Origin of the sequence: Mesorhizobium jarvisii, assembly GCF_003601985.1 — a bacterium.
Taxonomy (GTDB): domain Bacteria; phylum Pseudomonadota; class Alphaproteobacteria; order Rhizobiales; family Rhizobiaceae; genus Mesorhizobium; species Mesorhizobium jarvisii.
In genome coordinates this window covers 82,431-104,025 of record NZ_QZXA01000009.1, presented here as the reverse complement: position 1 = coordinate 104,025, position 21,595 = coordinate 82,431, and the positions used below count along the sequence as shown (strand labels likewise).

The window sequence follows — 21,595 nt, the reverse complement described above, 5'->3', positions numbered from 1 at the left end:
GCCATGAAGACCGTCGCCGAAAGCCTGATCGCCGAGGCCGCCAAGTCGCGCGAGGCCGAGGCATGGGTTACGCGCCAGCTCCTCGCCGGCCGCAAGCCGTCCGAGATCCTGGCCGACCTTCGCCGCGCGGCCGATCCTTCCCGCGTCATCGCCGCAATCGGCGGTGACGGACCGGCCGGGCTCACCTTCGCTTGCGTGTTGATGTTCGCGCTGCCGTTCGCCCTGCTCGGCTGGGTGCTGCCGTCATGATCAAAGCCCCGGTTCGCTGCCCCAATTTCCCGCAATGCCGCTGCGGCGACGATTGCAATCATCCAACGTCGAACCCGCGCGCCGACTGGCTGGCGCGCGGCCTTCTCCTCGCCACAGCGCTGATTGCCGCCGGGTGTTTTTATGTGGGGTTGCGCTGATGAGCGATCACTTCCACGGACACATCAACCGCGACGCCTTCGAAAAGGTGCTTCGCGAAACCTTTTCCAACATCCCTGAAGAGGTCACCAAGGGTAATCCTGTCTTGGCCTGCCAGGCACGCGCCGTCGAGGCGTCGGTACAGTTCGCTTTGTTTATCGCCGATGAACTCAACGCCGGAACGAGCGCCGGTGTCCTGCTCGAGGCCGGTTCTCGCGTCATTGGCGGCATGGTCGAGAACTTCGCGCGAGGCTTTACCGTTGACCAAGGCGAGGACATCCTCGCAACCGTTTTGCGGCGCGTCCAATGGGCTACCACTTCGGACGAGGATGATTTCGAAGTCGTCGTGACGCGCCCACAAACCATGGGCGGGAGCGCCTAGCGATGGCCGTCTACGTCGACAACGCCAAGCATCCCTTCGGCCGGCTTCTCATGTGCCATATGTGGGCCAACACGCGCGCCGAACTGTTCGCCATGGCCGACCGCATCGGTGTCCAGCGCAAATGGTTTCAGCGTCCGCCCGGTCTTGGCGTCGCCGGTATGGACGCAACATGGGAGCATTTCGACATTGCGCAGTCTAAGCGCGCGCTAGCCGTCGCCGCCGGCGCGATCGAAACCGACAAGTACGGGCCTGCGGAATTCACGGCCCGACTTAAGGGCGATCAGGCGAAACTCGACCAGATCGCCCAGCTGCGCGCCAAAGGCTTCGGCGCCGGCGCACCAGCCGATCCGAAGCAACGGAGCCTTCTCTGATGCCCAAGATGCCGAAGCGGCGCACGTTGGCCGATGTTCTCGAACCGGGATTTGCCAAGGGCTATGACGAGTTCCGAGAGCTTGTTGACTGGAGCCAGGATCAGTCCTCACTGACGAAGGAACAGAAGGCTTGGGCGTTTTGTATGGAGCGCGTATCGGTCGGCATGATCGAGGCCTTGAATGCGGGAGAAGACCGGTTCGAGATGCCGCCCCATGAGATGGTCGTTGAACTCTGGAGTGCGATAGGAACGGCACTCGCTACGATCAATGTACAAGCCTTCCAGATGGGCCCGGAGGTTCGCCGGCAAATGCTCCAACATCTGAAGGCCAGCTATGACCGTGCGATGCACAGCTTTCCGGAGCGCAGGAAATGAGCGACCTGCCCAAACGGATCCAGCTGTCGCGCCGCAAGGGTTGGCGCATGCCAGAAAACACCGTGACCGTGGCGCGCCCTGGCCCATGGGGCAATCCTTTCGTGGTCGGCAAGCACGGCGACGCTGCCTATTGCGTCGACCTCTACAAGGCGCTGCTAGCGGGCCTGATGCGTGTCGGGCGCGATCCCGACGTCCAGGCGCTGGAGCGCACCCGCCAGTTCGTCGCCGAGAACGCCGGAGAATTGACTGGCAAGAACCTCGCCTGCTGGTGCAAGCCGGGGGCACCCTGCCATGCCGACGTCTTGCTCAAACTCGCCAATCGCGGGGCCAAGCCGTGAGCGAAGACGACACGCCGATTCGTCTCCAGGAGGCCTGCGACCGCTTCTTCGGCGGCCGGCTGACGCCGAAGGCGCTGCGGGCCGAGGCGCGCAAGGGCAATTTGACAATCGAGCAGATTGCCAACAAGGATTTCGTCACGCCGTCTGCCATCAGGGAAATGCGCCTAAAATGCCGCGTCGGAAAAGTCCTCCCCGCCTCGTCCCCCGGCTCGACCGGGACGGCGTCCAGCGGCTCGTCATCCGGGACGGGGCCGTTTACAAGCGAACGGGATGCCTTGTTGGCGAAACTGAAATCGCGGCGGAAAAGCTCGCGCAATACATCGGGCAAAAAAAGCAAAAGCCCGTCGCCGTCGAACGTGGTCCCGATCACATCTCGTGCGCAACCGCGCTAGACTACTACCTCGCAGCCAAGCAGGCCGCTGCCGAAAATGGTGACGATGAAGCGGACACCGAGCCTCTGGAAGGGCGCATCGCCTTCCTGACCGCCTTCTGGGGCGACAAGCCACTATCCTCTATCGACGGCGAGACCTGCCGTGAATATGCTGCCAGCCGCAAGCGCCCGGCGGCGGCACGGCGCGAGCTCGAGGACATGCGTGCGGCTGTCTATCTTTTCTGCAAGGAGAAACGGCTGAACTTCCGCCCTTACTTCGATCTGCCGGCCAAGCCGGTTGCGCGCGAGCGCTGGTTGACGCGCCAGGAAGCCGCCGCGCTGCTGCGCGCCGCCTTGCGGTTGCGGCGGGCTAGGCCGAAGACTTACGAATGCCTGCCGCGCTTCATCATCATCGGCCTCTACACTGGCACGCGCCATGCCGCGATCCTCAAGCTCAACTGGAACCGTGGCCCGGCCGGCGGATGGCCCGACCTCGACGCCGGCGTGCTCTACCGTCGCGGCGAACGCGTGCGCGAGACGACGAAGCGCCGGCCGCCGATGCGCCTGCCGCGGCGCGCGATCGCGCATCTGAAGCGGTGGAAGCAGAAGGACGGCGGCAAGGGTCCGGTGATCCATGCCAAGGGCGGCGAGCCGATCGGCCTGATGCGCAAATCCTTCGACGCCGCGCGCGTCAAGGCCAAGCTCGGCGAGGAGGTGACGCCGCACATCCTGCGCCACACCCGCGCCACCTGGTTGATGCAGCGCCGCGTGCCGATCTGGGACGCCGCCGGCTCGCTCGGCATGACGGTAAAACAGATGGAATCGACCTACGGTCACCATCATCCCGACTTCCAGCAGTCCGCCGCAGATGCCTATTGAGCGCCCACAAATCGTCGTTTCTGGGCGCATAGCTGGGCGCAACGCGCAAAGCCGGCCTCAGCGGGCCGGCAGACGCCATTGAATTCATTGGTAAAAAGTGGTGGGCGATGACGGGCTCGAACCGCCGACATCTTCGGTGTAAACGAAGCGCTCTACCAACTGAGCTAATCGCCCGCTCCGGCGCGGACCTTTAAGCGGTCGGGACCGGCTTCGCAAGGCCAAATGAACAGGTGACGCCCTGTCCGCAGGCCCGATTTGCGAACAAAACGCCGGCTGTCAAAAAACCTTCTCCAGTTTGTTGTTATGATGGTTTGGTGCGCTTGACACCCGGTGGCGAACCCCTTATCCAGCGCCCCAACGACGAACACGGCTGACACGTGCTCGTCAATGCGCGGGTGTAGCTCAGTTGGTTAGAGTGCCGGCCTGTCACGCCGGAGGTCGCGGGTTCGAGCCCCGTCACTCGCGCCATTTCCCTCAAGGATCGCAATCCTTGGCACAGGGAAATGCCGACATGAATTGTCAGAATCCACTGTCAGAAATGAAGGGCCAAGGCGCGGGCTTTTGCGCTCTATCGCCGGCTTTGTAGCCTTGCGGTCGATGATCATTCGCCGCGGCCGCGCGAATCGTGCGCGGCCGACTGTTTCGCCGCCGGCTTTAAAAATTCAGCCACGCCCGCGCGGCAATCTGGCAAACGCGAGGCCACTCCAATAGGCTGAAAAGCAGCTCCTGGAACGACTCGGGCTTGAGCCGCGTTTGACCTTGCGAATCCCACTTGCGGATTTGCCCACAAAGCGCTGGATTCATTTCGCAGGTAGCGGAGTTGCATTCGTAGGCTGCCTGAACGGCATGGAGGACTTATCGTGTCAAACGCACCAAACATTTCTATGCGCACATTATTCACGCTCATGTACCTGGGCGGCGCGACGACGGTCGCCACCGCCCTTTTCCCGGCGACCGCGTCGGCCGACCGATTGCAGCCATGCGCGCGCGAGGGCGGGCTCTGCCGTCTGCCGTATCCCGCCGAAGTGGTCTACGGCGCCCGGGGCCGCACGACCTCGCGCTATTTCGACCGAGACGCGGTGCCGTGTTCAAATCGCGTTTTTGGCGATCCGGCGCCGGGCATCCCAAAGTCGTGTTTCATCGTCATGCGCGGCCGGGACCAGTCGGATGACAATTACGACGAACCCCGCCGCGAGAGATGGGCAGCCTGTGCCGATGAAGGCGACTACTGCGATTTCTATGGCCGCAAGGTGGTCAGGTACGGGGCACGCGGCCAATTCACGCAGGACGTGTTCCGCAACGGCGTCCAATGCGACAATGATACGTTCGGCGATCCCGCTCCCGGTCGTGAAAAGCGCTGCTACGTCAGGCAATAGCTGATCGGGCTATCACTGGATGGACATCCAGGGCAGTTTGCCGTTTCATGGAAACAGCGAACTGCCCTAACACTTTGTTTTGGCGCAATTCCATTGGCGCAATTTCAAGGGGAAAGCGCTACGCACTTTTCATGGGTTTGCGCTGGGACTGGAACAGCCTGATGGCCCGGCTGCCCCGCATGCCTCAACCCTTCGCCAGCAGCGCCTCGACCTCTTGCAGCGTCGGCATCGACGGCGCGGTGCCGGGTCGCGTCACCGAGATGCCGGCGACGGCGCAGGCGAAGCGCACCGCCTGCAGCGGCTCCACGCCTCGCGACAGCGCCGCCGCGAAGCCGCCGTTGAAGGCGTCGCCCGCGCCGGTGGTTTCGACAACCGGCCCGGCGCTGATGGCTGCGACATGCTCGGAGCGTCCCTTCGAGTGCAGGAGCGCGCCCTTGTCGCCGAGTGTGACGATGACGGTCCCGACGCCCTTTTCGAGCAGCTTGCCGGCGGCGACCCGCGCCTCATCGACCGACGAGACCTTCAGTCCGGTCAATTCCTCCGTCTCGGTCTCGTTTGGCGTCAGATAGTCGCAGAGCGTGTAGATACGGTCGGGAAGCTTTGCCGCGGGGGCAGGGTTGAGGATGGTTGTCACCCCTGCCCCGCGCGCGATCTCCAGCGCCCGCATCGCGGCATCGATCGGCTGTTCGAGCTGGGTAACGAAGACGCCGGCGCCACGAATCAGGGCGGCATTGGCCTCGATATCGGCCGGCGAGATCAGCATGGCCGCCCCCGGACTGACGATGATGGCGTTGTTGCCGCTGCCCTCCTCGACGAAGATGTAGGCGGCGCCCGTATAGCTGTCCGGCGTGTCGATGACGGCGCTTCTCACGCCCGCATCCTGCCAGGTCCGCTTGGCCATGTCGGCGAAGGCGTCGACGCCAAGGCGGGTCAGGAAGGTGGTGTCGGCGCCGAGCTTGCCGGCGGCCACCGCCTGGTTCGACCCCTTGCCACCCGGGCCCAGCTTGAACGAATTGCCGAGGATCGTCTCGCCCATTCGCGGCTGGCGATCGGCGCGATAGGCGGTATCGGCGACGAAGACGCCCAATATGACGACAGGCTTTCCGGCTGCCATATCCCTACTCCGCATCCGGCGGTACGACGCCCTTGCGGAAGGCAAAGCAGCCGTAAAAACGGCGTTCGCCGGTCTGGATGACGCAATAGGCCTGCTTGGCGCGCTCGTAGAAGGCGTAGCGCTCGACCGGCAGCATCGGCCAGGACTTGCCTTCAGCCGCGTCGATTTCCTTTTGCACTTCCTTCTGGACCGGCGGGATCTCGTCCGGCTTGCTGACGATTTCCATACGCGCGGCCGCGTCGTCGACGAACGTATCCAGCGGATAAAGCGACAGCACTGCCTTGACCACCTCGGCGGCCGGCGCATCGATGCGCAGCAGCCGGCCGAGCGCCGTCTGACGCGCCACCGAATCGGAGGGGAAGTTGGTGTCGGCGATGATCAGGTCATCGCCATGGCCCATCGCCCGCAATGCCTGGAGCACGTCGGCATTGAGCAGCGGATTGATGCCTTTGAGCATGATAGTCCTCGTGATGTCCGTTGAAATCAGAGACGCTTGCCGGTCTCGGCATCGAAAAGATGAATGTGGTCGAGCCTGGGCTTCAGGGTCAGCGTGTCGCCGGGCTTGAAGTCGTGGCGCTCGCGAAACAGCGCCACCATCTCGCGGTCGCCAAAGCGCAGGAACACAAGCGTTTCCGAGCCGGTCGGTTCGACCACCGAAATCTTCGCCGGTACGCCATCGGGATGGATTTCCAGATGCTCCGGGCGCACGCCATAGACGACGGCCTGCCCGTCCTGCGCGGCATTGTCGGCAATCGGGAACAATGTGCCTGATATTTCGACGCCGGGCTTGTCGCCCTTTCGCACAACGCCCTTGAGCAGGTTCATCGACGGCGAGCCGATGAAGCCGGCGACGAAGAGATTGGCCGGCCGGTCGAACAGCTCCAGCGGCGCACCGACCTGCTCGATGCGGCCATCGCGCATGACGACGATCTTGTCGGCCATTGTCATGGCCTCGATCTGGTCGTGGGTGACGTAGATCGTGGTGGTCTTCAGTCGCTGGTGCAGTTCCTTGATCTCGGTGCGCATCTGCACGCGCAGCTTAGCGTCGAGGTTGGACAGCGGCTCGTCGAACAGGAACACCTGTGGATTGCGCACGATGGCGCGGCCCATCGCGACGCGCTGGCGCTGGCCGCCGGAGAGCTGCCGGGGATAGCGCTTCAGATAGGGGTTGAGGTCGAGGATATCGGCGGCGCGCTTGACCCGCTCGGCGACCACGGCCGGATCGGTTTTCCGCAATTTGAGGGCAAAGGCCATGTTCTGCTCGACCGTCTTGTGCGGGTAGAGCGCGTAGTTCTGGAACACCATGGCAATGTCGCGTTTTGCCGGCGGCAAATGGTTGACGACGCGGTCGCCGATGGCGATCGTGCCGCCGGAAACGGTCTCCAGCCCGGCCACCATCCTGAGCAGCGTGGACTTGCCGCAACCCGAGGGGCCGACCAGCACCACGAACTGTCCGTCAGCGATGTCGACGCTGACTTCGTGCAGAACCTTGACGGTTCCAAACGCCTTGGCCACCTTGCTGATTGCGACTTGAGCCATCTCTCCCCCATCGGCTCCAACTGGCCGTAGGCGCAGAAGCTAACCAACGCGCCCTGTCAGGGCAAGTCGGTCTCTTATAGATAAAAACCGTTCTCGTTGACACGGCGTTTGGTTGCGAGAATAGTGGCGGGTGCTGGTCCAAATGTCGGCACCGATCCGCAGGGAATTTCAATCGACGCAGGGTGGGGTCCTGCCTAATTCGTATCCGAGCCGGTAGCACAGTTGTGCTTCAGCGTCCGACAGGTGGCCACATCCATTCACACTGATTCTGGGAGGAATAGTCGATGAGAACAGGTCTTTACGATAGGCTGGTCCGGGCCGGCGCCACGCGGCGCGACGTCTTGAAGGGTGCGGCCAGCATGGCCGCGATCGCGGCGGCATCCGGCGCCGGGCTTGGCGCCTTGACGCGCCCCGCTGCCGCCGCAAGCGAACTGCGCTCGAAGATCCTGCAGATTCCCGGCGTTGGTAAAGGTCAGCCGACCGATGCCGATTTCCAGAAGGTCGGCGAACTCTGCCTCGAGGCCACCAAGGCCAATGTCAAGGAAGGCGAATTCGCCGGCGTCGAGCTGACCTTCATGGGCCTCAACAACCAGAACCTGCACAATGTGCTGTTCCGCGGCTTCCTGAAGCCGTGGGAGGCCTATACCGGCGCCAAGATCAGCTGGATCGACCTGGCGCAGGCCGACTACAATGCCCGCCTTCAGCAATCGATCGCCACCGGCACCGTCGACTTCGACATCATCGAGATGGGCGCGCCCTTCGAAGGCGATGTCTGCGGCAAGGGCCTGACCTCGGAGATGCCCGACTGGGTCAAGAAGCAGATCGATTTCGACGACCTGGTCAACTACCTGAAGCCGCCGGTCGGCACCTGGGACGGCAAGCAGTATCGCGTCACCATCGACGGCGACACGCACAATTTCAACTACCGCACCGACGTGTTCGCCGATGCCGACCTCGCCAAGCAGTGGAAGGATGGCGGCGGTGAAGGCGAATGGGGCGTGCCGAAGACCTGGCAGCAGGTGCAGGCCGTCACCAAGTTCCTCAAGGGCAAGAAATTCAAGGGCCAGGACGTTTACGGCTATCTCGACGCGCCCAAGCCATGGGGCGGTTTCGGCTTCTACTTCCTGGGCAGCCGCGCCACCGCCTACGCCAAGCATCCCGACGACAAGGCCTGGCTGTTCGACGCCGACACGATGAAGCCGCGCATCAACAATCCGGCCTGGGTGCGCGCCATCCAGGACGTGATCGACGCGCTACCGTCGGAACCGGCGGACCAGATCAACGCCGACCCGAACACCACCGGGTTCCAGCAGTTCCTGGCCGGCACCGGTTCGATGATCCCCTGGTGGGGCGACATCGGCTCCAACGTCAAGACCAACGATTCCTCGGTCATCGGCGATGTCACCGGCTTCTCGATCCTGCCGGGTTCGGACGATGTCTACAATTCCAAGACCGGCAAATGGGAGAAGCTCGCCAGCGGGCCGAACTATTCGCCGAACTGCGCCTATCTCGGCTGGGGCGTCTATGTCATGGCTCGCGTCGACAAGGACGAGAAGAAGAAAAAGGCGGCATGGTCCGCCGCCGCTCATCTCGGCGGCAAGGACCTGTCGATCTGGACGGCGATGTATCCGTCCGGCTTCCAGCCCTACCGCAATTCGCATTTCGACATTCCGGAATGGGTGGCGGCCGGCTACGACGAGGCCTTCATCACCTCGTATCTGAAGTCGGAAGGCGACAGCTACAACCATCCGAACGCGGCGATCGAGCCACGCATCCCCGGCATCTTCCAGTATTATTCCGCCGCCGAGGACATTCTGGCCAACACCTTCGCCGGCAAGATGAAGGCACAGGAAGGCGCCGATGCCATCGCCGCCGCCTGGGAAAAGCTCACCGACCAGATCGGCCGCGAAAAGCAGATCAAGCTCTACAAGGCCTCGCTCGGCCTGGCCTGATCGTAGCGTGAACCAGGGTCCGGCGACGAAAGCCGCCGGACCCTGTCTTGACCGGCATCGCCGGTCGCGAAGTGCCTTCTGCAACTGGATGAGACGCGTGGCTGACCAGATTTTGCCCACCAATGATTGGCCGGCAAACGCCGTCCCATCCGACCTGATACCGCCAGGCCGCAAACGCTTGGGCTGGGCGGTGATGGCCGCCGCAACGCTCGGCCTGCTGGCAACGATCCTCGTCCAGATCCTCTACAAGAGCGAAGTCGACACGATCGGCTTCGAGACATGGCGTCCGGTGGTCTATGCCTATGTGCTGTGGGGCGTGGCACTCGGCATCGGCCAGGTGCTGACGCGCGGCGAGGACGGCCAGCGCGCGCTGTTCCTGCTGCCGGCGCTGCTGTTCACCATCGCCATGGTGATCTTCCCGACGCTGTTCGGCTTCTACATCGCACTCACCGACTGGAACCTCTCCTCCTTCAGCGGCCGCAGGTTCAACGGGCTCGACAATTTCTGGCAGATGCTGGGCGATCCCTACTATCGCAACGCGCTGTTCAACATGGTGCTCTACGTGCTCGCCGTGCTGGTCGAATATGTCATCGCCTTCGGGCTGGCGCTGCTGCTCAACGCGCAGATCCGGGCGCGCAAATTCTTCCGCGTCGTCTTCCTGATGCCGCTGATGCTGTCCCCGGTCGCGGTGTCATGGATGATCGGCAAATCGCTGATGGAGTACCGGTTCGGACCGGCGGCAACACTGGCGCGCCATCTCGGCTGGGACAATCCCGCCTTCTTTTCCGATCCCATCATCGCCCGCATATCGATCATGATACTAGATGCCTGGACCTTCATCCCGTTCATGATGATCATGCTGCTCGCCGGCCTGCAGGCGATGTCGCGCGAGGTGCTGGAGGCCGCGCGCGTCGACGGCGCGACCACCTGGCAGACCTTCTGGCAGGTCACTTTCCCGCTGATGTTGCCGGTTTCGGTGACGGCGGTGATCCTGCGCATCATCTTCAAGCTGAAGCTGGCCGACATCATCATCACGGTGACCTCGGGCGGCCCCGGCGGCGCCACCGATTCCGTCTCCAGCTTCATCTACCGCGAATACCGCGACCGCTCCAATGTCGGCTACGGCACCATGCTAGCGATGGCCTATCTGGTCATCATCGTCGTGTTCGTGACCTGGCTGTTGAAGCTTGCCAACCGCTTCGTGCGCAACGTCAATTGAGTGGCCGGATCATGAGCGTTCAGACCACCGAATACACCGTCTCCGAAATCCGCTCTCCGGCGAGCTTCATCACCAGCCGCGTCTTCATCTATGGCGCGCTGGTGTTCTGGGCCTTGATCTGCCTGTTCCCGATCTACTGGACGATAACGACCTCGTTCAAATCGGCGGTCGACGTCACCCAAGGCCATCTGATCCCCTTCGTCGACTTCCAGCCGGACTGGAAAGGCTGGCGCTCGCTCGGCCTGTCGCCGGATTCGATCTTCCAGACCTCCACGGTGCGCGATGAGTTCTTCAAGCGCTTCATGAACTCGGTCATCACCTCGGTCGGCGCGTCGAGCCTCGCCATCGTCATCGGCAGCCTCGCCGCCTACGGCCTCACGCGCTACCGCTACAAGTTCGCCTGGTTCAAGAACGAGGACATCTCCTTCTTCTTCCTGTCGCAGCTGATCCTGCCGCCCGTGGTGCTCGCTCTGCCCTTCCTGGTGCTCTACCGCGAAGTCGGCCTGCTCGACACGCGCATCGGGCTGATCCTGCTCTACACGCTGATGGTGCTGCCGATCGTCATCTGGATCATGCGCGACCAGTTCAACTCCATCCCGGTCGAGCTGGAAGAAGCAGCGCTCGTCGACGGCCTGTCGATCTGGGGGGCGTTCTTCCGCATCGTCATGCCGATCGCGCTGCCGGGCATGGTCGCCGCCTTCATCCTGGCAATGGTGCTGTGCTGGAACGAATATTTCTTCGCTGCCCTTCTGACCTCGACCGATGCCAAGACCATCCCGGTCATGGTGGCGAGCCAGACCGGCTCGCAAGGCATCAACTGGTGGTCGATGGCAGCCCTTGCCACCGCCGCGATCGCGCCGCTGGCGGTCATCGGCATCGCGCTGGAACGCTATCTCATCATGGGCATGACGGCGGGAGCTGTGAAGTGACGAACCAATACTGGTTCGCACGCAACATCCGCGCCGGCTACAAGGGCTACGACCGCTACGGCAAGGGCGTCATGCCGATCGCCTGGCAAGGTCGAGCCGTCATCGCCGGCTTCGTGCTGGCCATGCTGTGCGGCGGCCTGGTCATGGCCCTGGAGGGATTCTACGCCAACCACCTCGGGCTTGGCATAGCCCTCTATGTCGGCCTGGCGATAGCCGGCGCCGGGACGTTCATCTGGGCCGTTGCCACCAAGAGCGATCCGGGGACAGGTCGATTGCCGATTACCGGGCGGAGCGGCTGAAAAAACCTTTAGGCCTTCAGGATAGCGCGCAGGTGATCCATGATCATGGCGACGCCCTTGTCCCCAAGCTCAGCCGACGCATCCTTGGCGCTCGCCGTATACCAGCTGGTATTGTCGGCGAAGCGGGCGGCATCGACCGCCTCCGGACACAGCGCCAGCATCAGTGATGTCTCGCCGATGCCGGCATGGTCGAACGGGTACTTGCCGTTCATGGCGGCCGGCATCAGCGGATGCACCTGCACCCAGTTGAAGAAATTTTCACCGGCGGCGTGTCCGGCATAATAGTCGGCCATCGTCTCGGAACCCCACCACCCCTCGCCGCGCTGTTTCTCAAGGAAACGGAAGATCGCCTGGCGGCCGGCGGTCTTGAAGGCGAGATCGGTCGGCATGCCGGCGGCGAAATTCTCGGTCTGGTGGTGGATGATGGCGTGGATGTTGCGGAAACCGACGCGCAGCAGGCTGTAGAACAGTTCCTCGCCGAACGGCGCCAGCTGGTTGCCGCCGACCTGCACCGAGCCAGTGCCTTCCGGCGGCGCCACTGCGTAGCTCGCAGCACCGTAGTAGAAGGGCGGCAGGATGACGACATCCCTCTCCTTCTCGAACAGCTCCAGCGTCTTGATGACGGCCAGCGTGTCCATGCCGACAGCCATATGCTCGCCATGGTATTCGAGCACGCCGAGCGGCAGGGCGACCGGCCAATTCTCGGCGATCGCTTGGCGGATCTGGTGCGGCAGCATCAGTTCATAGCGCATGATCTATTCCATATTGGTGTGGCGTGCGCGCATGGCTTCGGGCGAAGCACCAATCAGGGATTTGAGCTTCAGCACCATCACCTCGAACAGCAGGAACAGCGCCCCTTCGAACAGCGAGCCCATCGGCAGGACCGAAGTCTTTTGCGGCCCCTGATCATTGGCCATGGTCTGGGCCGGAATGAGCAGCGTGGCATCGGCCAACCCCGCCGCGCTGCCGCCGGACTGGGCGGTGAGCAGCAGATTGGTCGCGCCGGCATCGCGCGCGACACGCATCAAGGTCAGCACCGTCGAGGTTTCTCCCGGCCCGGAACTGGCCAGGAAGACGTCGCCAGGCCCCAGTGGCGGCGTGGTCATGTCGCCAACCACCGCGACCGGCAGACCGAGATGGTAGAGCCGCATGGCGAAACCCTTGACCTGCAAGGCCTCGCGGCCGCAGCCATAGACGACGATCTGCCTCGCTTCGGCCAGAAGCTTGCAGGCGACGTCGATCTGGCTGTCATCCACGCGCGCCAGCACGCAGCCGAGTTCGTCGAGCGCGGTCTTGAACAGATTTTCGTCCTGGTCGCTCACGACAAACCCACCCTCGAAATCCTCCTCGGATTTTTTACGAACAGCTTGATTTCATTCATGCTAGCAACCGCGAAAATGCGTGTCCAACGCCGCGCAGCGCTTTTGCCTGATCACAGGCGTGATAGTGTCATGTCAGACAAATCAACCCCGGGAAAATTGCAAGACATGAAGACACGGCATTTCGACCGCATCGGCAATGGCGGCCTCACCTTTACGGAGCTCGGCTTCGGCACGGCACCGCTCGGCAATCTCTACCGCGCCGTTTCGGACGAGGATGCCAAGGCCACGCTCGACGCCGCCTGGGAGACCGGCTGCCGCTACTACGACACCGCGCCGCTCTACGGGCTTGGCCTGTCTGAAACACGCCTCAACCCCTTCCTGCGCGGCAAGAAGCGCGACGACTATGTGCTGTCGAGCAAGGTCGGCCGCCTCATGCGCGCCTGCCCGCCGGAGCAGCGCACCGGCATCGGCAAGTTCTTCGACACGCCATCACGCCAGGAGGTCTACGACTACAGCTATGACGGCGTCATGCGTTCGTTCGAGGCCTCGCTCGAGCGGCTTGGCGTCGACAGGATCGACATACTGTTCGTGCACGATGTCGACATCTTCACCCATGGCAGCAAGGAGGCGTCCGACCGGCGCATCGAAGAATTCATGCGCTCGGGCTACTATGGACTGCTGTCGCTGCGCGACCAGGGCGCGATCAAGGCGTTCGGCGGCGGCATCAACGAATGGCAGGTTGCCCAGACATTGGCCGAGCGCGGCGATTTCGACCTGTTCCTGCTTGCCGGGCGCTACACGCTGCTGGAACAGGAGGCGCTGACGTCCTTCCTGCCGCTCTGCCAGAAGCGCGGCATCGGTATCGTCCTTGGCGGCCCCTACAATTCCGGCATCCTGGCGACAGGACCCAAGCCCGGCGCCTATTACAACTATTCCGAGGCGCCGAAGGACATTCTCGGGCGGGTCGCCGGCATCGAGGCTGTCTGCAAACGCCATGGCGTCAGGCTGATCGAGGCGGCGCTGCAGTTTCCGCTGCTGCATCCCTCTGTCGTCTCGGTGATCCCAGGCGGCCAGCGGCCGAGCGAAGTGGAAGGCAACCGGGCACTGCTCGACGCGAAACTGCCGGCTGCGCTGTGGGCCGACCTCAAGAAGGAGGGCTTGATGCGCGACGACGCGCCGACCGCATAGGAGCGTTGCCGCCCCCAATTCGGGCCAAAAAATGAAAAGCCGGGTACCGGCGTCGGGCACAAAAAATGAAAAGCCGGGCAAGCCCGGCTTTTCTGTCTCTGAAAAGAAAAAACGCTTAGTTGACTGCGTCCTTCAGGCCTTTGCCGGCCGAGAACTTCGGCACGGTGCGTGCCGGGATCTTCACTTCGGCGCCGGTCTGCGGGTTGCGGCCGGTCGAGGCCGCACGCTTTGACACGGTGAAATTGCCAAAGCCGACAAGCCGGACATCGCCGCCCTTCTTCAGTTCGCCGGTGATGACGGAAAACACCGCATCGACCGCCGACTGCGCGTCACCCTTCGAAATGCTCGCGGCGTCGGCGACAGCGGACACCAGTTCGTTCTTGTTCATAAAAATTCCCTTCCATGAGAACACCGGAACTAACGACTCATCCGGCAGGAAACGGACTTTAGAAAGAAGCGCTGCCGCAACCAAGTCGAAAAGCCCGGAAAAAGTGGAAAAAAGCCCGGAAATCCGGGGTTTTTCACATGAAAAAGCCGGGCGCGAGGCCCGGCTTTCCGTTTGTGCACTGCAACCTTAGAAAGAATCTAATGTGCAAGCGACTTTCCAGCGTCATCGGCACTGTCGGTCGTGGCCGGCGGATTGACCGGTTCGACCCATTCGATCGGCTCCGGCATACGCACCAGCGCATGGCGCAACACCTCACCGACGCGCGAGACCGGAATGATCTCCATGCCGTTCTTCACATTGTCCGGAATCTCCGCCAGATCCTTGGCGTTGTCTTCCGGGATCAGCACCTTCTTGATGCCGCCGCGCAGCGCGGCGAGCAGTTTCTCCTTGAGGCCGCCGATCGGCAAGATGCGGCCGCGAAGCGTTATCTCGCCAGTCATCGCCACATCGGCCCGGACCGGAATGCCCGTCAGCACCGACACAATGGCTGTCGCCATGGCAGCACCAGCGGACGGACCATCCTTCGGCGTGGCGCCTTCCGGCAAGTGCACGTGGATGTCGCGCTTGTCGAACAGCGGAGGCTCGATGCCGAAATCGAGGGCTCTTGAGCGGACATAGGAGGCCGCCGCCGAGATCGATTCCTTCATCACATCGCGCAGATTGCCGGTCACCGTCATGCGGCCCTTGCCGGGCATCATGACGCCTTCGACCGTCAGCAGTTCACCGCCGACTTCCGTCCAGGCAAGACCGGTGACGACACCGACCTGATCGTCAGCCTCGACCTGACCGAAACGATAGCGCTGGACACCAAGGTAATCGGCGAGGTTCGCCGCCGTGATGCTCACCGTCTTCTTCTTCGTCTTCAGGATCTCGGTCACGGCCTTGCGCCCGAGCTTCATCAGCTCGCGCTCCAGGCTTCTGACACCCGCTTCACGGGTGTAGGTCTGGATGATGGCACGGATCGCATCCTCGCCGACGGAGAATTCCTTCGGCTGCAGCGCGTGATCGCGGATCACCTTCGGCATCAGGTGCCGCTTGGCGATTTCGATCTTCTCGTCCTCGGTGTAGCCGGCGATACGGATGATCTCCATGCGGTCCATCAAGGGCGCAGGGATGTTCAGCGTATTGGCCGTCGTCACGAACATCACGCTCGACAGGTCGTATTCGACCTCGAGGTAATGGTCCATGAACGTCGAGTTCTGCTCGGGATCGAGCACCTCGAGCAGCGCCGACGACGGATCGCCACGGAAGTCCTGGCCCATCTTGTCGATCTCGTCGAGCAGGAAGAGCGGGTTGGACTTCTTCGCCTTCTTCATCGACTGGATGACCTTGCCGGGCATCGAACCGATATAGGTGCGCCGATGGCCACGGATTTCGGCTTCGTCACGCACGCCGCCGAGCGCCATGCGGATGAATTCGCGGCCGGTCGCCTTGGCGATCGACTTGCCAAGCGAAGTCTTGCCGACGCCGGGAGGGCCGACAAGGCACAGGATCGGCCCCTTCAGCTTCTTCTGGCGGCTCTGGACGGCCAGATACTCGACGATGCGGTCCTTGACCTTGTCGAGGCCGAAGTGATCGGTGTCGAGCACGTTCTGGGCGTAGGCCAGGTCCTGCTTGACCTTGGAGTTCTTGCCCCACGGGATCGACAGCAGCCAATCGAGGTAGTTGCGCACGACGGTCGATTCCGCCGACATCGGCGACATCGTCCTCAGCTTCTTCAACTCGGCTTCCGCCTTTTCGCGGGCTTCCTTGGAGAGCTTGGTCTTCTTGATGCGCGCCTCGATCTCGGCGGCCTCATCGCGGCCGTCCTCGCCCTCGCCGAGCTCCTTCTGGATCGCCTTCATCTGCTCGTTGAGGTAGTACTCGCGCTGCGTCTTCTCCATCTGGCGCTTGACGCGCGAGCGGATGCGCTTCTCCACCTGCAGGACGGAGATTTCGGCTTCCATGAAGCCCATCGCCTTTTCCAGCCGCTCCTTGACCGAGAGCGTGGCCAGCATTTCCTGCTTTTCAGGGATCTTGATGGCGAGATGCGAGGCAACCGTATCGGCGAGCTTGGAATAGTCGTCGATCTGGCTGGCGGCACCCACCACTTCAGGCGAGATCTTCTTGTTCAGCTTGACGTAGTTCTCGAAGTCGGTGACGACCGAGCGGGCCAGCGCCTCAACCTCGACCTCCTCCTCTTCCGGCTCGACCAACGCGGTGGCGCGGGCCTCGTGGAAATCGGGACGGTCGGTGAACGAAACGATCTTGGCACGCGAAGCGCCCTCGACCAGGACCTTGACGGTGCCGTCGGGCAGCTTCAGCAATTGCAGCACATTGGCGAGCGTGCCGATGTCGAAGATGGCATCGGGCTCGGGATCGTCATCGGCAGCATTCATCTGGGTGGCAAGCAGGATCTGCTTCTCCTGACCCATCACCTCTTCCAGCGCCTTGATCGACTTTTCGCGCCCGACAAAGAGCGGAACGATCATGTGCGGGAACACCACGATGTCGCGCAGTGGGAGAACTGCGAAGACGCCGTCGCTGGGAGCCTTGGATATTTTGGCCATTGTCCAACCTTTCATGTCGCGGTCGCCATCAGGCCAACCGCGAATCTTATATTAACGACCGGGGATCGTTCCGCCTACCACCGTTTGTGACGGGAGTTTTACAGCACAGAAATCGGGCACCTCGGCCTTCTCGTGTTAGGTGGATGCAAGCAGGGCAAAGATCAAGAGTTAACATCGCCTGCAATCCACTCCATCGCCGAGGTCGCGTGCTCTACACAGCAAAACGGCGCCGCGACGGCGCCGTTCCACAAAAATATGCGGTGAAGTGCCATTTCAGGCACTGACGTTGCCCTTCTTTTCCTTCTGTTCGGAATAGATGTAGAGCGGCCGGGCGCTGCCGGTCACCACTTCTTCCGAAATCACCACTTCGCGCACGCCTTCGAGCGCCGGCAGTTCGAACATGGTGTCGAGCAGGATCGCTTCCATGATCGAGCGCAGGCCGCGCGCGCCGGTCTTGCGCTCGATGGCGCGCTTGGCGATAGCCGACAGGGCGTTCTCGTGGAAGGTCAGGTCGACATTTTCCATCTCGAACAGCCGCTGGTACTGCTTGACCAGCGCGTTCTTCGGCTCGGTCAGGATCTGGATCAGCGCCGGTTCGTCGAGGTCCTCCAGCGTCGCCAGGACAGGCAGACGGCCGACGAACTCCGGAATGAGGCCGAACTTCAGGAGGTCCTCGGGCTCGACCTGGCGGAAGATGTCACCGGTGCGGCGGTCCTCCGGCGAGGCGACCGTGGCGCCGAAACCGATCGAGGTCTTGCGGCCGCGATCCGAGATGATCTTGTCCAGGCCGGCAAAGGCGCCGCCGCAGATGAACAGGATGTTGGCGGTGTCGACCTGCAGGAATTCCTGCTGCGGATGCTTCCTGCCGCCCTGCGGCGGCACGGAAGCGACAGTGCCTTCCATGATCTTCAGCAGCGCCTGCTGCACGCCCTCGCCGGACACGTCGCGGGTGATCGAGGGATTGTCGGACTTGCGCGAAATCTTGTCGATCTCGTCGATGTAGACGATGCCGCGCTGGGCGCGCTCGACATTGTAGTCGGCCGACTGCAGGAGCTTCAGGATGATGTTCTCGACGTCCTCGCCGACATAACCGGCTTCGGTCAGCGTCGTGGCGTCGGCCATGGTGAAGGGCACGTCGATGATGCGGGCCAGCGTCTGCGCGAGCAGCGTCTTGCCGCAACCGGTCGGGCCGATCAGCAAGATGTTGGACTTGGCCAACTCGACATCGTTGTTCTTGCCGGCATGCGCGAGACGCTTGTAGTGGTTGTGGACGGCCACCGACAGCACGCGCTTGGCGTAGGGCTGGCCGATGACATAGTCGTCGAGAACCTTGAGGATCTCCTGCGGTGTCGGCACGCCCTCGCGCGACTTCACCATCGAGGTCTTGTTCTCCTCGCGGATGATATCCATGCAGAGTTCGACGCATTCGTCGCAGATGAAGACCGTCGGACCGGCGATCAGCTTGCGCACCTCATGCTGGCTTTTGCCGCAAAACGAGCAATAAAGCGTGTTCTTCGAGTCACCGCTGTTGTTGCCGACCTTGCTCATTTCCCTGTCCTTTCATCGCCGCCCGCCGATGGTCTGGCTGAAAGGGCGCATACTCTATTTATCGCGGGAATCCGCCGCCGCCAGTGTCCCGGCTCCCGCAACGTATTCCGTACGAAACACAAATCAGAAAACGTGGCAATGATTCGCAGCAACCCCACACAAAGCTAAGCCGTCGAAAATCAACATAGCCTTAACGTAGGCAATCCCGACCGTCGAGGGAACAGCCAATTGTGGCCGAAATGCCGCAAGACGCGCCAAAAGCGCGTGATGGTGTCATCCAACTGCCACCAAGCCCTTATGCCACGGCGCTCTCAGCCGGCTCGCGCGACGAAATGACCTTGTCGATGAGGCCGAAATCCTTGGCTTCGTCGGCGGTCATGAAATGGTCGCGGTCGAGCGTGCGTTCGATCTCCTCGTAGCTCTTGCCGGTGTGCTTGACATAGACCTCGTTGAGACGGCGCTTCAGCTTGACGATATCCATGGCGTGGCGCTCGATGTCGGAGGCCTGGCCCTGGAAGCCGCCGGACGGCTGGTGAACCATGATGCGGGCGTTCGGCGTGGCGAAACGCATGTCCTTGTGGCCGGCGGTCAGAAGCAGCGAGCCCATCGAGGCCGCCTGGCCGATGCAGAGCGTCGATACAGCCGGCTTGATGAACTGCATGGTGTCGTAGATCGCCATGCCCGAAGTGACCACGCCGCCCGGCGAATTGATGTAGAGGTTGATTTCCTTCTTCGGATTCTCGGCTTCCAGGAAAAGAAGCTGCGCGCAGACCAGCGTCGCCATGCCGTCCTCGACCGGACCGGTGATGAAAATGATGCGCTCCTTGAGGAGGCGCGAGAAGATGTCGTAGGCCCGCTCGCCGCGATTGGTCTGTTCGACCACCATCGGAACGAGGTTCATGTAGGTTTCGACGGGGTTTTTCATCGGTTATCTCTTATCTCGCGGTGGGATTCCGGCGCCGGGAATGCTGGCAGATCGGGCAGAATCGGTTCTGGATCGTTGTTCCGTAGATAGGATGCCGGCTCATCCTTGTGCAAGGCCGACCCGTCCTAGCCATCTGGGTAAGTCGAATCAAGCTTTACGGCCAAGGATTCGCATCGCTGACGCCTGCACCGGTTCCGGAGCAGACGGTACCGGGCCGCAACGTAGCAGTTTCTTAACCGCGTCACTTAACGAAATGCGCCGAAACCGCTTTTCTCAGCGGCGTCTTCCCCTACAATTCAACGTTGAACTTGTGCCTACGGTTCAAACAGGGGGAGTGTCATGTTCAGGAGAATCGCATCCTTCGCCATTGCCGGGCTGGCCATGCTTGGCACGACTTCGCAGACGGCGGCCGGCGGCCGCGCCGTGGAATGCTACGAACCGGTCCACACGCCTGACGTCTACGACACGGTCTATGAAGACGTGATGGTCAGTCCGCCCGGCCAGCAGGTCGACTACACCCCGCCGATCTACGGCACACGCGAACGCGTGGTGATGACGGTTCCGGCACAAGTGACCTACGAGGTCGTGCCTGCCGTTACCCGCACCGTCTACCACACGGTGAGGGTCGATGGCGCCGGCTATTCCTGGGAATGGCGCGTCATCCATGGTCGCAGGGTTCTGTGCAAGATCTGGCACAAGGCGCGCTACGAACGCGTCGCCGAGACGGTGGTGATCCAGCCGGAGCGCACAAGGCGCGTCGTCATTCCGGCGCAATACGACCAGATCGCCGAGGAAGTGCTGGTGCGGCCGGAGCGAAGGCGCATCATCGATGTCCCCGCCTCCTACCTGACCGTCGCGCGGCGCGTGGTGGTCAGAGAAGGGTCGTCTGGCTGGCGGCGCCTGCATATTCCGAGGCACTGCCAGGACTAGGCCACCTCCGCCCGCAGCCACGCCTTCAGGCCGTCGTTATCGCCATCGCCGACAGCCGCCGCAACGCGCCTGCCGACCGCCGCGCCGAACTTGTAGCCATGGCCTGAGCAGGCCGAGACAACAAGGCACTTACCTTTCGCATGCGCCATGAATTTTTCGTCGGCGGTGAAGGTGTAGGCGCAGGTGACCACCTCGGTCACCTCATACTCCTGGATGCGGGCGATCGGTGGCGAAAAGAGGTTGCGGATCGCCTCCCCCTCGCCCGGCACAGGCTGACGGTTCCAGTCGGCGTCGCTGGTCGGCACCCTGTGCAGACCTGAGCCGAATTTCATGCCGGCGCCGCCGGAAGGCGGGATCACGTAGCCATCGACCGCGCCGCCGACGTCGAGGACGACCGGTGCCGCCTCCCAGGCCGCCTTCAGGTCGGCCGGCGGTTCGGCATAGGCAAGGGCTGTCCGATAGGTCTTCAGTTCACCGTCCAGTTCCGGAAACAGTTTCAGCACCCAGGCGCCAGCAGCGACGACGATGCGGTCGGCCTGCATGGTTTCGCCGCTTTCGAGCACGATGCGGCCAGTTTCGGAGTCTATCGCGGTCACCTTGCTGTGTTCGTAGACATTGGCGCCATTGGTACGCAGCCAGGCGGCAAGGCCGGAAGCGATCTTGCGGCAATGGAGCGCGCCGCCTTCCGGCGAATAATAGGCATAGCGGAACGTGCCCGGCTCGAGGAAAGGCCAGCGTTTGACGGCGGCGTCTGGTTCGAACAGTTCGAAGGGAAAATTCCCCTCTTCCAGGCCCTCGCGGTATTCCTCGGCCTCGTCGCCCGGTTCGCGCGAAATGCAGACGAATCCGCGCGCATCAAGGTGGCTTTCGCCGAGATCGGCCCACATCTCGTCCCAGGCCTCGTAGGCTTCGGTGATCAGCCGGCCATAGCCGCTTCGGGCGCGGTAGGCGCGGCGGATGATGCGGTGATGATCGCCGGACGCGGCCAGCGGATTGGGAATCGGCCCCTGCTCGACGATCGACACGCTGTGGCCGGCCTTGACCAGCGACCACGCCGTGGAAAGACCGGCAATCCCCGCGCCGACAACGATCACGTTCATCGTTCACGCCTTCCGCAGCCGCATTGGCTGGCTCAATT

The 21,595-nt window shown here is 62.6% G+C and carries 24 protein-coding genes and 2 tRNA genes; 15 read left to right on the top strand and 11 right to left on the bottom strand.

Annotation, left to right across the window (positions count from 1 at the left end; genetic code table 11):
• Positions 1-3 precede the first annotated feature (3 nt).
• From D3242_RS22710 to D3242_RS22680, 7 genes are all read left to right on the top strand, one after another.
• Positions 4-249, top strand: coding sequence for a hypothetical protein (locus D3242_RS22710; RefSeq protein WP_064982623.1), 246 nt, complete (start codon positions 4-6; stop codon positions 247-249).
• A 157-nt stretch (positions 250-406) separates the two neighbouring features.
• Positions 407-787 (top strand): hypothetical protein, encoded by a 381-nt coding sequence (locus tag D3242_RS22705; RefSeq protein WP_064982621.1) that lies wholly within the window; start codon positions 407-409, stop codon positions 785-787.
• Between the two features lie 2 nt (positions 788-789).
• Positions 790-1,158 carry a DUF4031 domain-containing protein gene (locus D3242_RS22700; RefSeq protein WP_064982619.1) on the top strand — a complete coding sequence of 123 codons (369 nt, stop codon included), beginning with the start codon at positions 790-792 and terminating at the stop codon, positions 1,156-1,158.
• The gene (locus tag D3242_RS22695) at positions 1,158-1,532 is read left to right on the top strand and encodes a hypothetical protein (protein WP_064982617.1); all 375 of its coding nucleotides are present in this window, start codon (positions 1,158-1,160) and stop codon (positions 1,530-1,532) included. The genes D3242_RS22700 and D3242_RS22695 overlap by 1 nt, the downstream gene beginning before the upstream one ends.
• Positions 1,529-1,870: a DUF4326 domain-containing protein gene (locus D3242_RS22690; RefSeq protein ID WP_064982616.1), complete on the top strand. Its 342-nt coding sequence runs from the start codon at positions 1,529-1,531 to the stop codon at positions 1,868-1,870. The genes D3242_RS22695 and D3242_RS22690 overlap by 4 nt, the downstream gene beginning before the upstream one ends.
• Complete coding sequence (locus tag D3242_RS22685; protein WP_081295997.1) at positions 1,867-2,262, top strand: hypothetical protein; 396 nt, start codon at positions 1,867-1,869, stop codon at positions 2,260-2,262. Before D3242_RS22690 ends, D3242_RS22685 begins: the two co-directional genes overlap by 4 nt.
• A gap of 197 nt (positions 2,263-2,459) precedes the next feature.
• Positions 2,460-3,119, top strand: a complete 660-nt coding sequence (locus D3242_RS22680; protein WP_081295996.1) for a site-specific integrase — start codon at positions 2,460-2,462, stop codon at positions 3,117-3,119.
• Between the two features lie 98 nt (positions 3,120-3,217).
• On the opposite strand, the gene D3242_RS22675 is transcribed toward D3242_RS22680, so the two are convergent.
• Positions 3,218-3,293: transfer RNA gene (locus D3242_RS22675), tRNA-Val, on the bottom strand.
• Between the two features lie 217 nt (positions 3,294-3,510).
• Here D3242_RS22675 and D3242_RS22670 point away from each other — a divergent pair.
• Positions 3,511-3,587, top strand: a tRNA-Asp gene (locus D3242_RS22670).
• A gap of 392 nt (positions 3,588-3,979) precedes the next feature.
• Positions 3,980-4,495 carry a hypothetical protein gene (locus D3242_RS22665; protein WP_027046753.1) on the top strand — a complete coding sequence of 172 codons (516 nt, stop codon included), beginning with the start codon at positions 3,980-3,982 and terminating at the stop codon, positions 4,493-4,495.
• Positions 4,496-4,679: 184 nt separating this feature from the next.
• On the opposite strand, the gene rbsK is transcribed toward D3242_RS22665, so the two are convergent.
• From rbsK to D3242_RS22650, 3 genes are read right to left on the bottom strand one after another with little or no spacing between them, the layout of a single operon-like run.
• Positions 4,680-5,609: a ribokinase gene (rbsK, locus tag D3242_RS22660; protein ID WP_064982613.1), complete on the bottom strand. Its 930-nt coding sequence runs from the start codon at positions 5,607-5,609 to the stop codon at positions 4,680-4,682.
• 4 nt (positions 5,610-5,613) lie between these two features.
• Positions 5,614-6,066, bottom strand: coding sequence for an RbsD/FucU family protein (locus D3242_RS22655; RefSeq protein ID WP_064982612.1), 453 nt, complete (start codon positions 6,064-6,066; stop codon positions 5,614-5,616).
• Between the two features lie 26 nt (positions 6,067-6,092).
• Entirely contained in the window at positions 6,093-7,148 is a 1,056-nt protein-coding gene (locus tag D3242_RS22650) for an ABC transporter ATP-binding protein (RefSeq protein ID WP_064982611.1), read from the bottom strand.
• A 284-nt stretch (positions 7,149-7,432) separates the two neighbouring features.
• Between D3242_RS22650 and D3242_RS22645 the strand changes: the two genes are divergently transcribed.
• The 4 genes from D3242_RS22645 to D3242_RS22630 all read left to right on the top strand — a co-directional run bounded on the left by D3242_RS22645 (position 7,433) and on the right by D3242_RS22630 (position 11,547).
• Complete coding sequence (locus D3242_RS22645) at positions 7,433-9,100, top strand: ABC transporter substrate-binding protein (RefSeq protein WP_064982608.1); 1,668 nt, start codon at positions 7,433-7,435, stop codon at positions 9,098-9,100.
• An 88-nt stretch (positions 9,101-9,188) separates the two neighbouring features.
• Positions 9,189-10,319 carry a carbohydrate ABC transporter permease gene (locus tag D3242_RS22640; protein ID WP_019857676.1) on the top strand — a complete coding sequence of 377 codons (1,131 nt, stop codon included), beginning with the start codon at positions 9,189-9,191 and terminating at the stop codon, positions 10,317-10,319.
• Positions 10,320-10,330: 11 nt separating this feature from the next.
• The gene (locus D3242_RS22635; protein WP_019857675.1) at positions 10,331-11,248 is read left to right on the top strand and encodes a carbohydrate ABC transporter permease; all 918 of its coding nucleotides are present in this window, start codon (positions 10,331-10,333) and stop codon (positions 11,246-11,248) included.
• Positions 11,245-11,547 (top strand): hypothetical protein, encoded by a 303-nt coding sequence (locus D3242_RS22630; RefSeq protein ID WP_019857674.1) that lies wholly within the window; start codon positions 11,245-11,247, stop codon positions 11,545-11,547. The genes D3242_RS22635 and D3242_RS22630 overlap by 4 nt, the downstream gene beginning before the upstream one ends.
• Positions 11,548-11,555: 8 nt before the next feature.
• Here D3242_RS22630 and D3242_RS22625 read toward each other — a convergent pair whose 3' ends face one another.
• Together D3242_RS22625 and D3242_RS22620 are read right to left on the bottom strand one after the other, a co-directional pair.
• Positions 11,556-12,299 carry a creatininase family protein gene (locus D3242_RS22625; RefSeq protein ID WP_019857673.1) on the bottom strand — a complete coding sequence of 248 codons (744 nt, stop codon included), beginning with the start codon at positions 12,297-12,299 and terminating at the stop codon, positions 11,556-11,558.
• Positions 12,300-12,302: 3 nt separating this feature from the next.
• On the bottom strand, positions 12,303-12,869 hold the full coding sequence (locus tag D3242_RS22620) for an SIS domain-containing protein (protein WP_019857672.1): 567 nt from the start codon (positions 12,867-12,869) through the stop codon (positions 12,303-12,305).
• 165 nt (positions 12,870-13,034) lie between these two features.
• Here D3242_RS22620 and D3242_RS22615 point away from each other — a divergent pair, with 165 nt between their 5' ends.
• Positions 13,035-14,057 (top strand): aldo/keto reductase, encoded by a 1,023-nt coding sequence (locus tag D3242_RS22615; RefSeq protein WP_019857671.1) that lies wholly within the window; start codon positions 13,035-13,037, stop codon positions 14,055-14,057.
• A 115-nt stretch (positions 14,058-14,172) separates the two neighbouring features.
• Here D3242_RS22615 and D3242_RS22610 read toward each other — a convergent pair whose 3' ends face one another.
• The 4 genes from D3242_RS22610 to clpP form a co-directional block, all read right to left on the bottom strand.
• A complete protein-coding gene (locus D3242_RS22610; RefSeq protein ID WP_006201846.1) occupies positions 14,173-14,445 on the bottom strand; it encodes an HU family DNA-binding protein in 273 nt (90 codons plus the stop codon).
• A gap of 197 nt (positions 14,446-14,642) precedes the next feature.
• Positions 14,643-17,054 carry an endopeptidase La gene (gene lon, locus D3242_RS22605; RefSeq protein ID WP_027046751.1) on the bottom strand — a complete coding sequence of 804 codons (2,412 nt, stop codon included), beginning with the start codon at positions 17,052-17,054 and terminating at the stop codon, positions 14,643-14,645.
• A gap of 273 nt (positions 17,055-17,327) precedes the next feature.
• Positions 17,328-18,602, bottom strand: a complete 1,275-nt coding sequence (gene clpX / locus D3242_RS22600) for an ATP-dependent Clp protease ATP-binding subunit ClpX (RefSeq protein WP_010915651.1) — start codon at positions 18,600-18,602, stop codon at positions 17,328-17,330.
• Positions 18,603-18,897: 295 nt separating this feature from the next.
• Positions 18,898-19,527, bottom strand: coding sequence for an ATP-dependent Clp endopeptidase proteolytic subunit ClpP (clpP, locus tag D3242_RS22595; protein WP_010915650.1), 630 nt, complete (start codon positions 19,525-19,527; stop codon positions 18,898-18,900).
• A gap of 339 nt (positions 19,528-19,866) precedes the next feature.
• On the opposite strand from clpP, the gene D3242_RS22590 reads away from it, so the two are divergent.
• Positions 19,867-20,457, top strand: coding sequence for a hypothetical protein (locus D3242_RS22590; protein ID WP_064982606.1), 591 nt, complete (start codon positions 19,867-19,869; stop codon positions 20,455-20,457).
• Here the strand turns inward: D3242_RS22590 and D3242_RS22585 are convergent.
• On the bottom strand, positions 20,454-21,557 hold the full coding sequence (locus D3242_RS22585) for an NAD(P)/FAD-dependent oxidoreductase (RefSeq protein ID WP_064982604.1): 1,104 nt from the start codon (positions 21,555-21,557) through the stop codon (positions 20,454-20,456). The two genes, D3242_RS22590 and D3242_RS22585, sit on opposite strands and share 4 nt — an antisense overlap.
• Positions 21,558-21,595 lie beyond the last annotated feature (38 nt).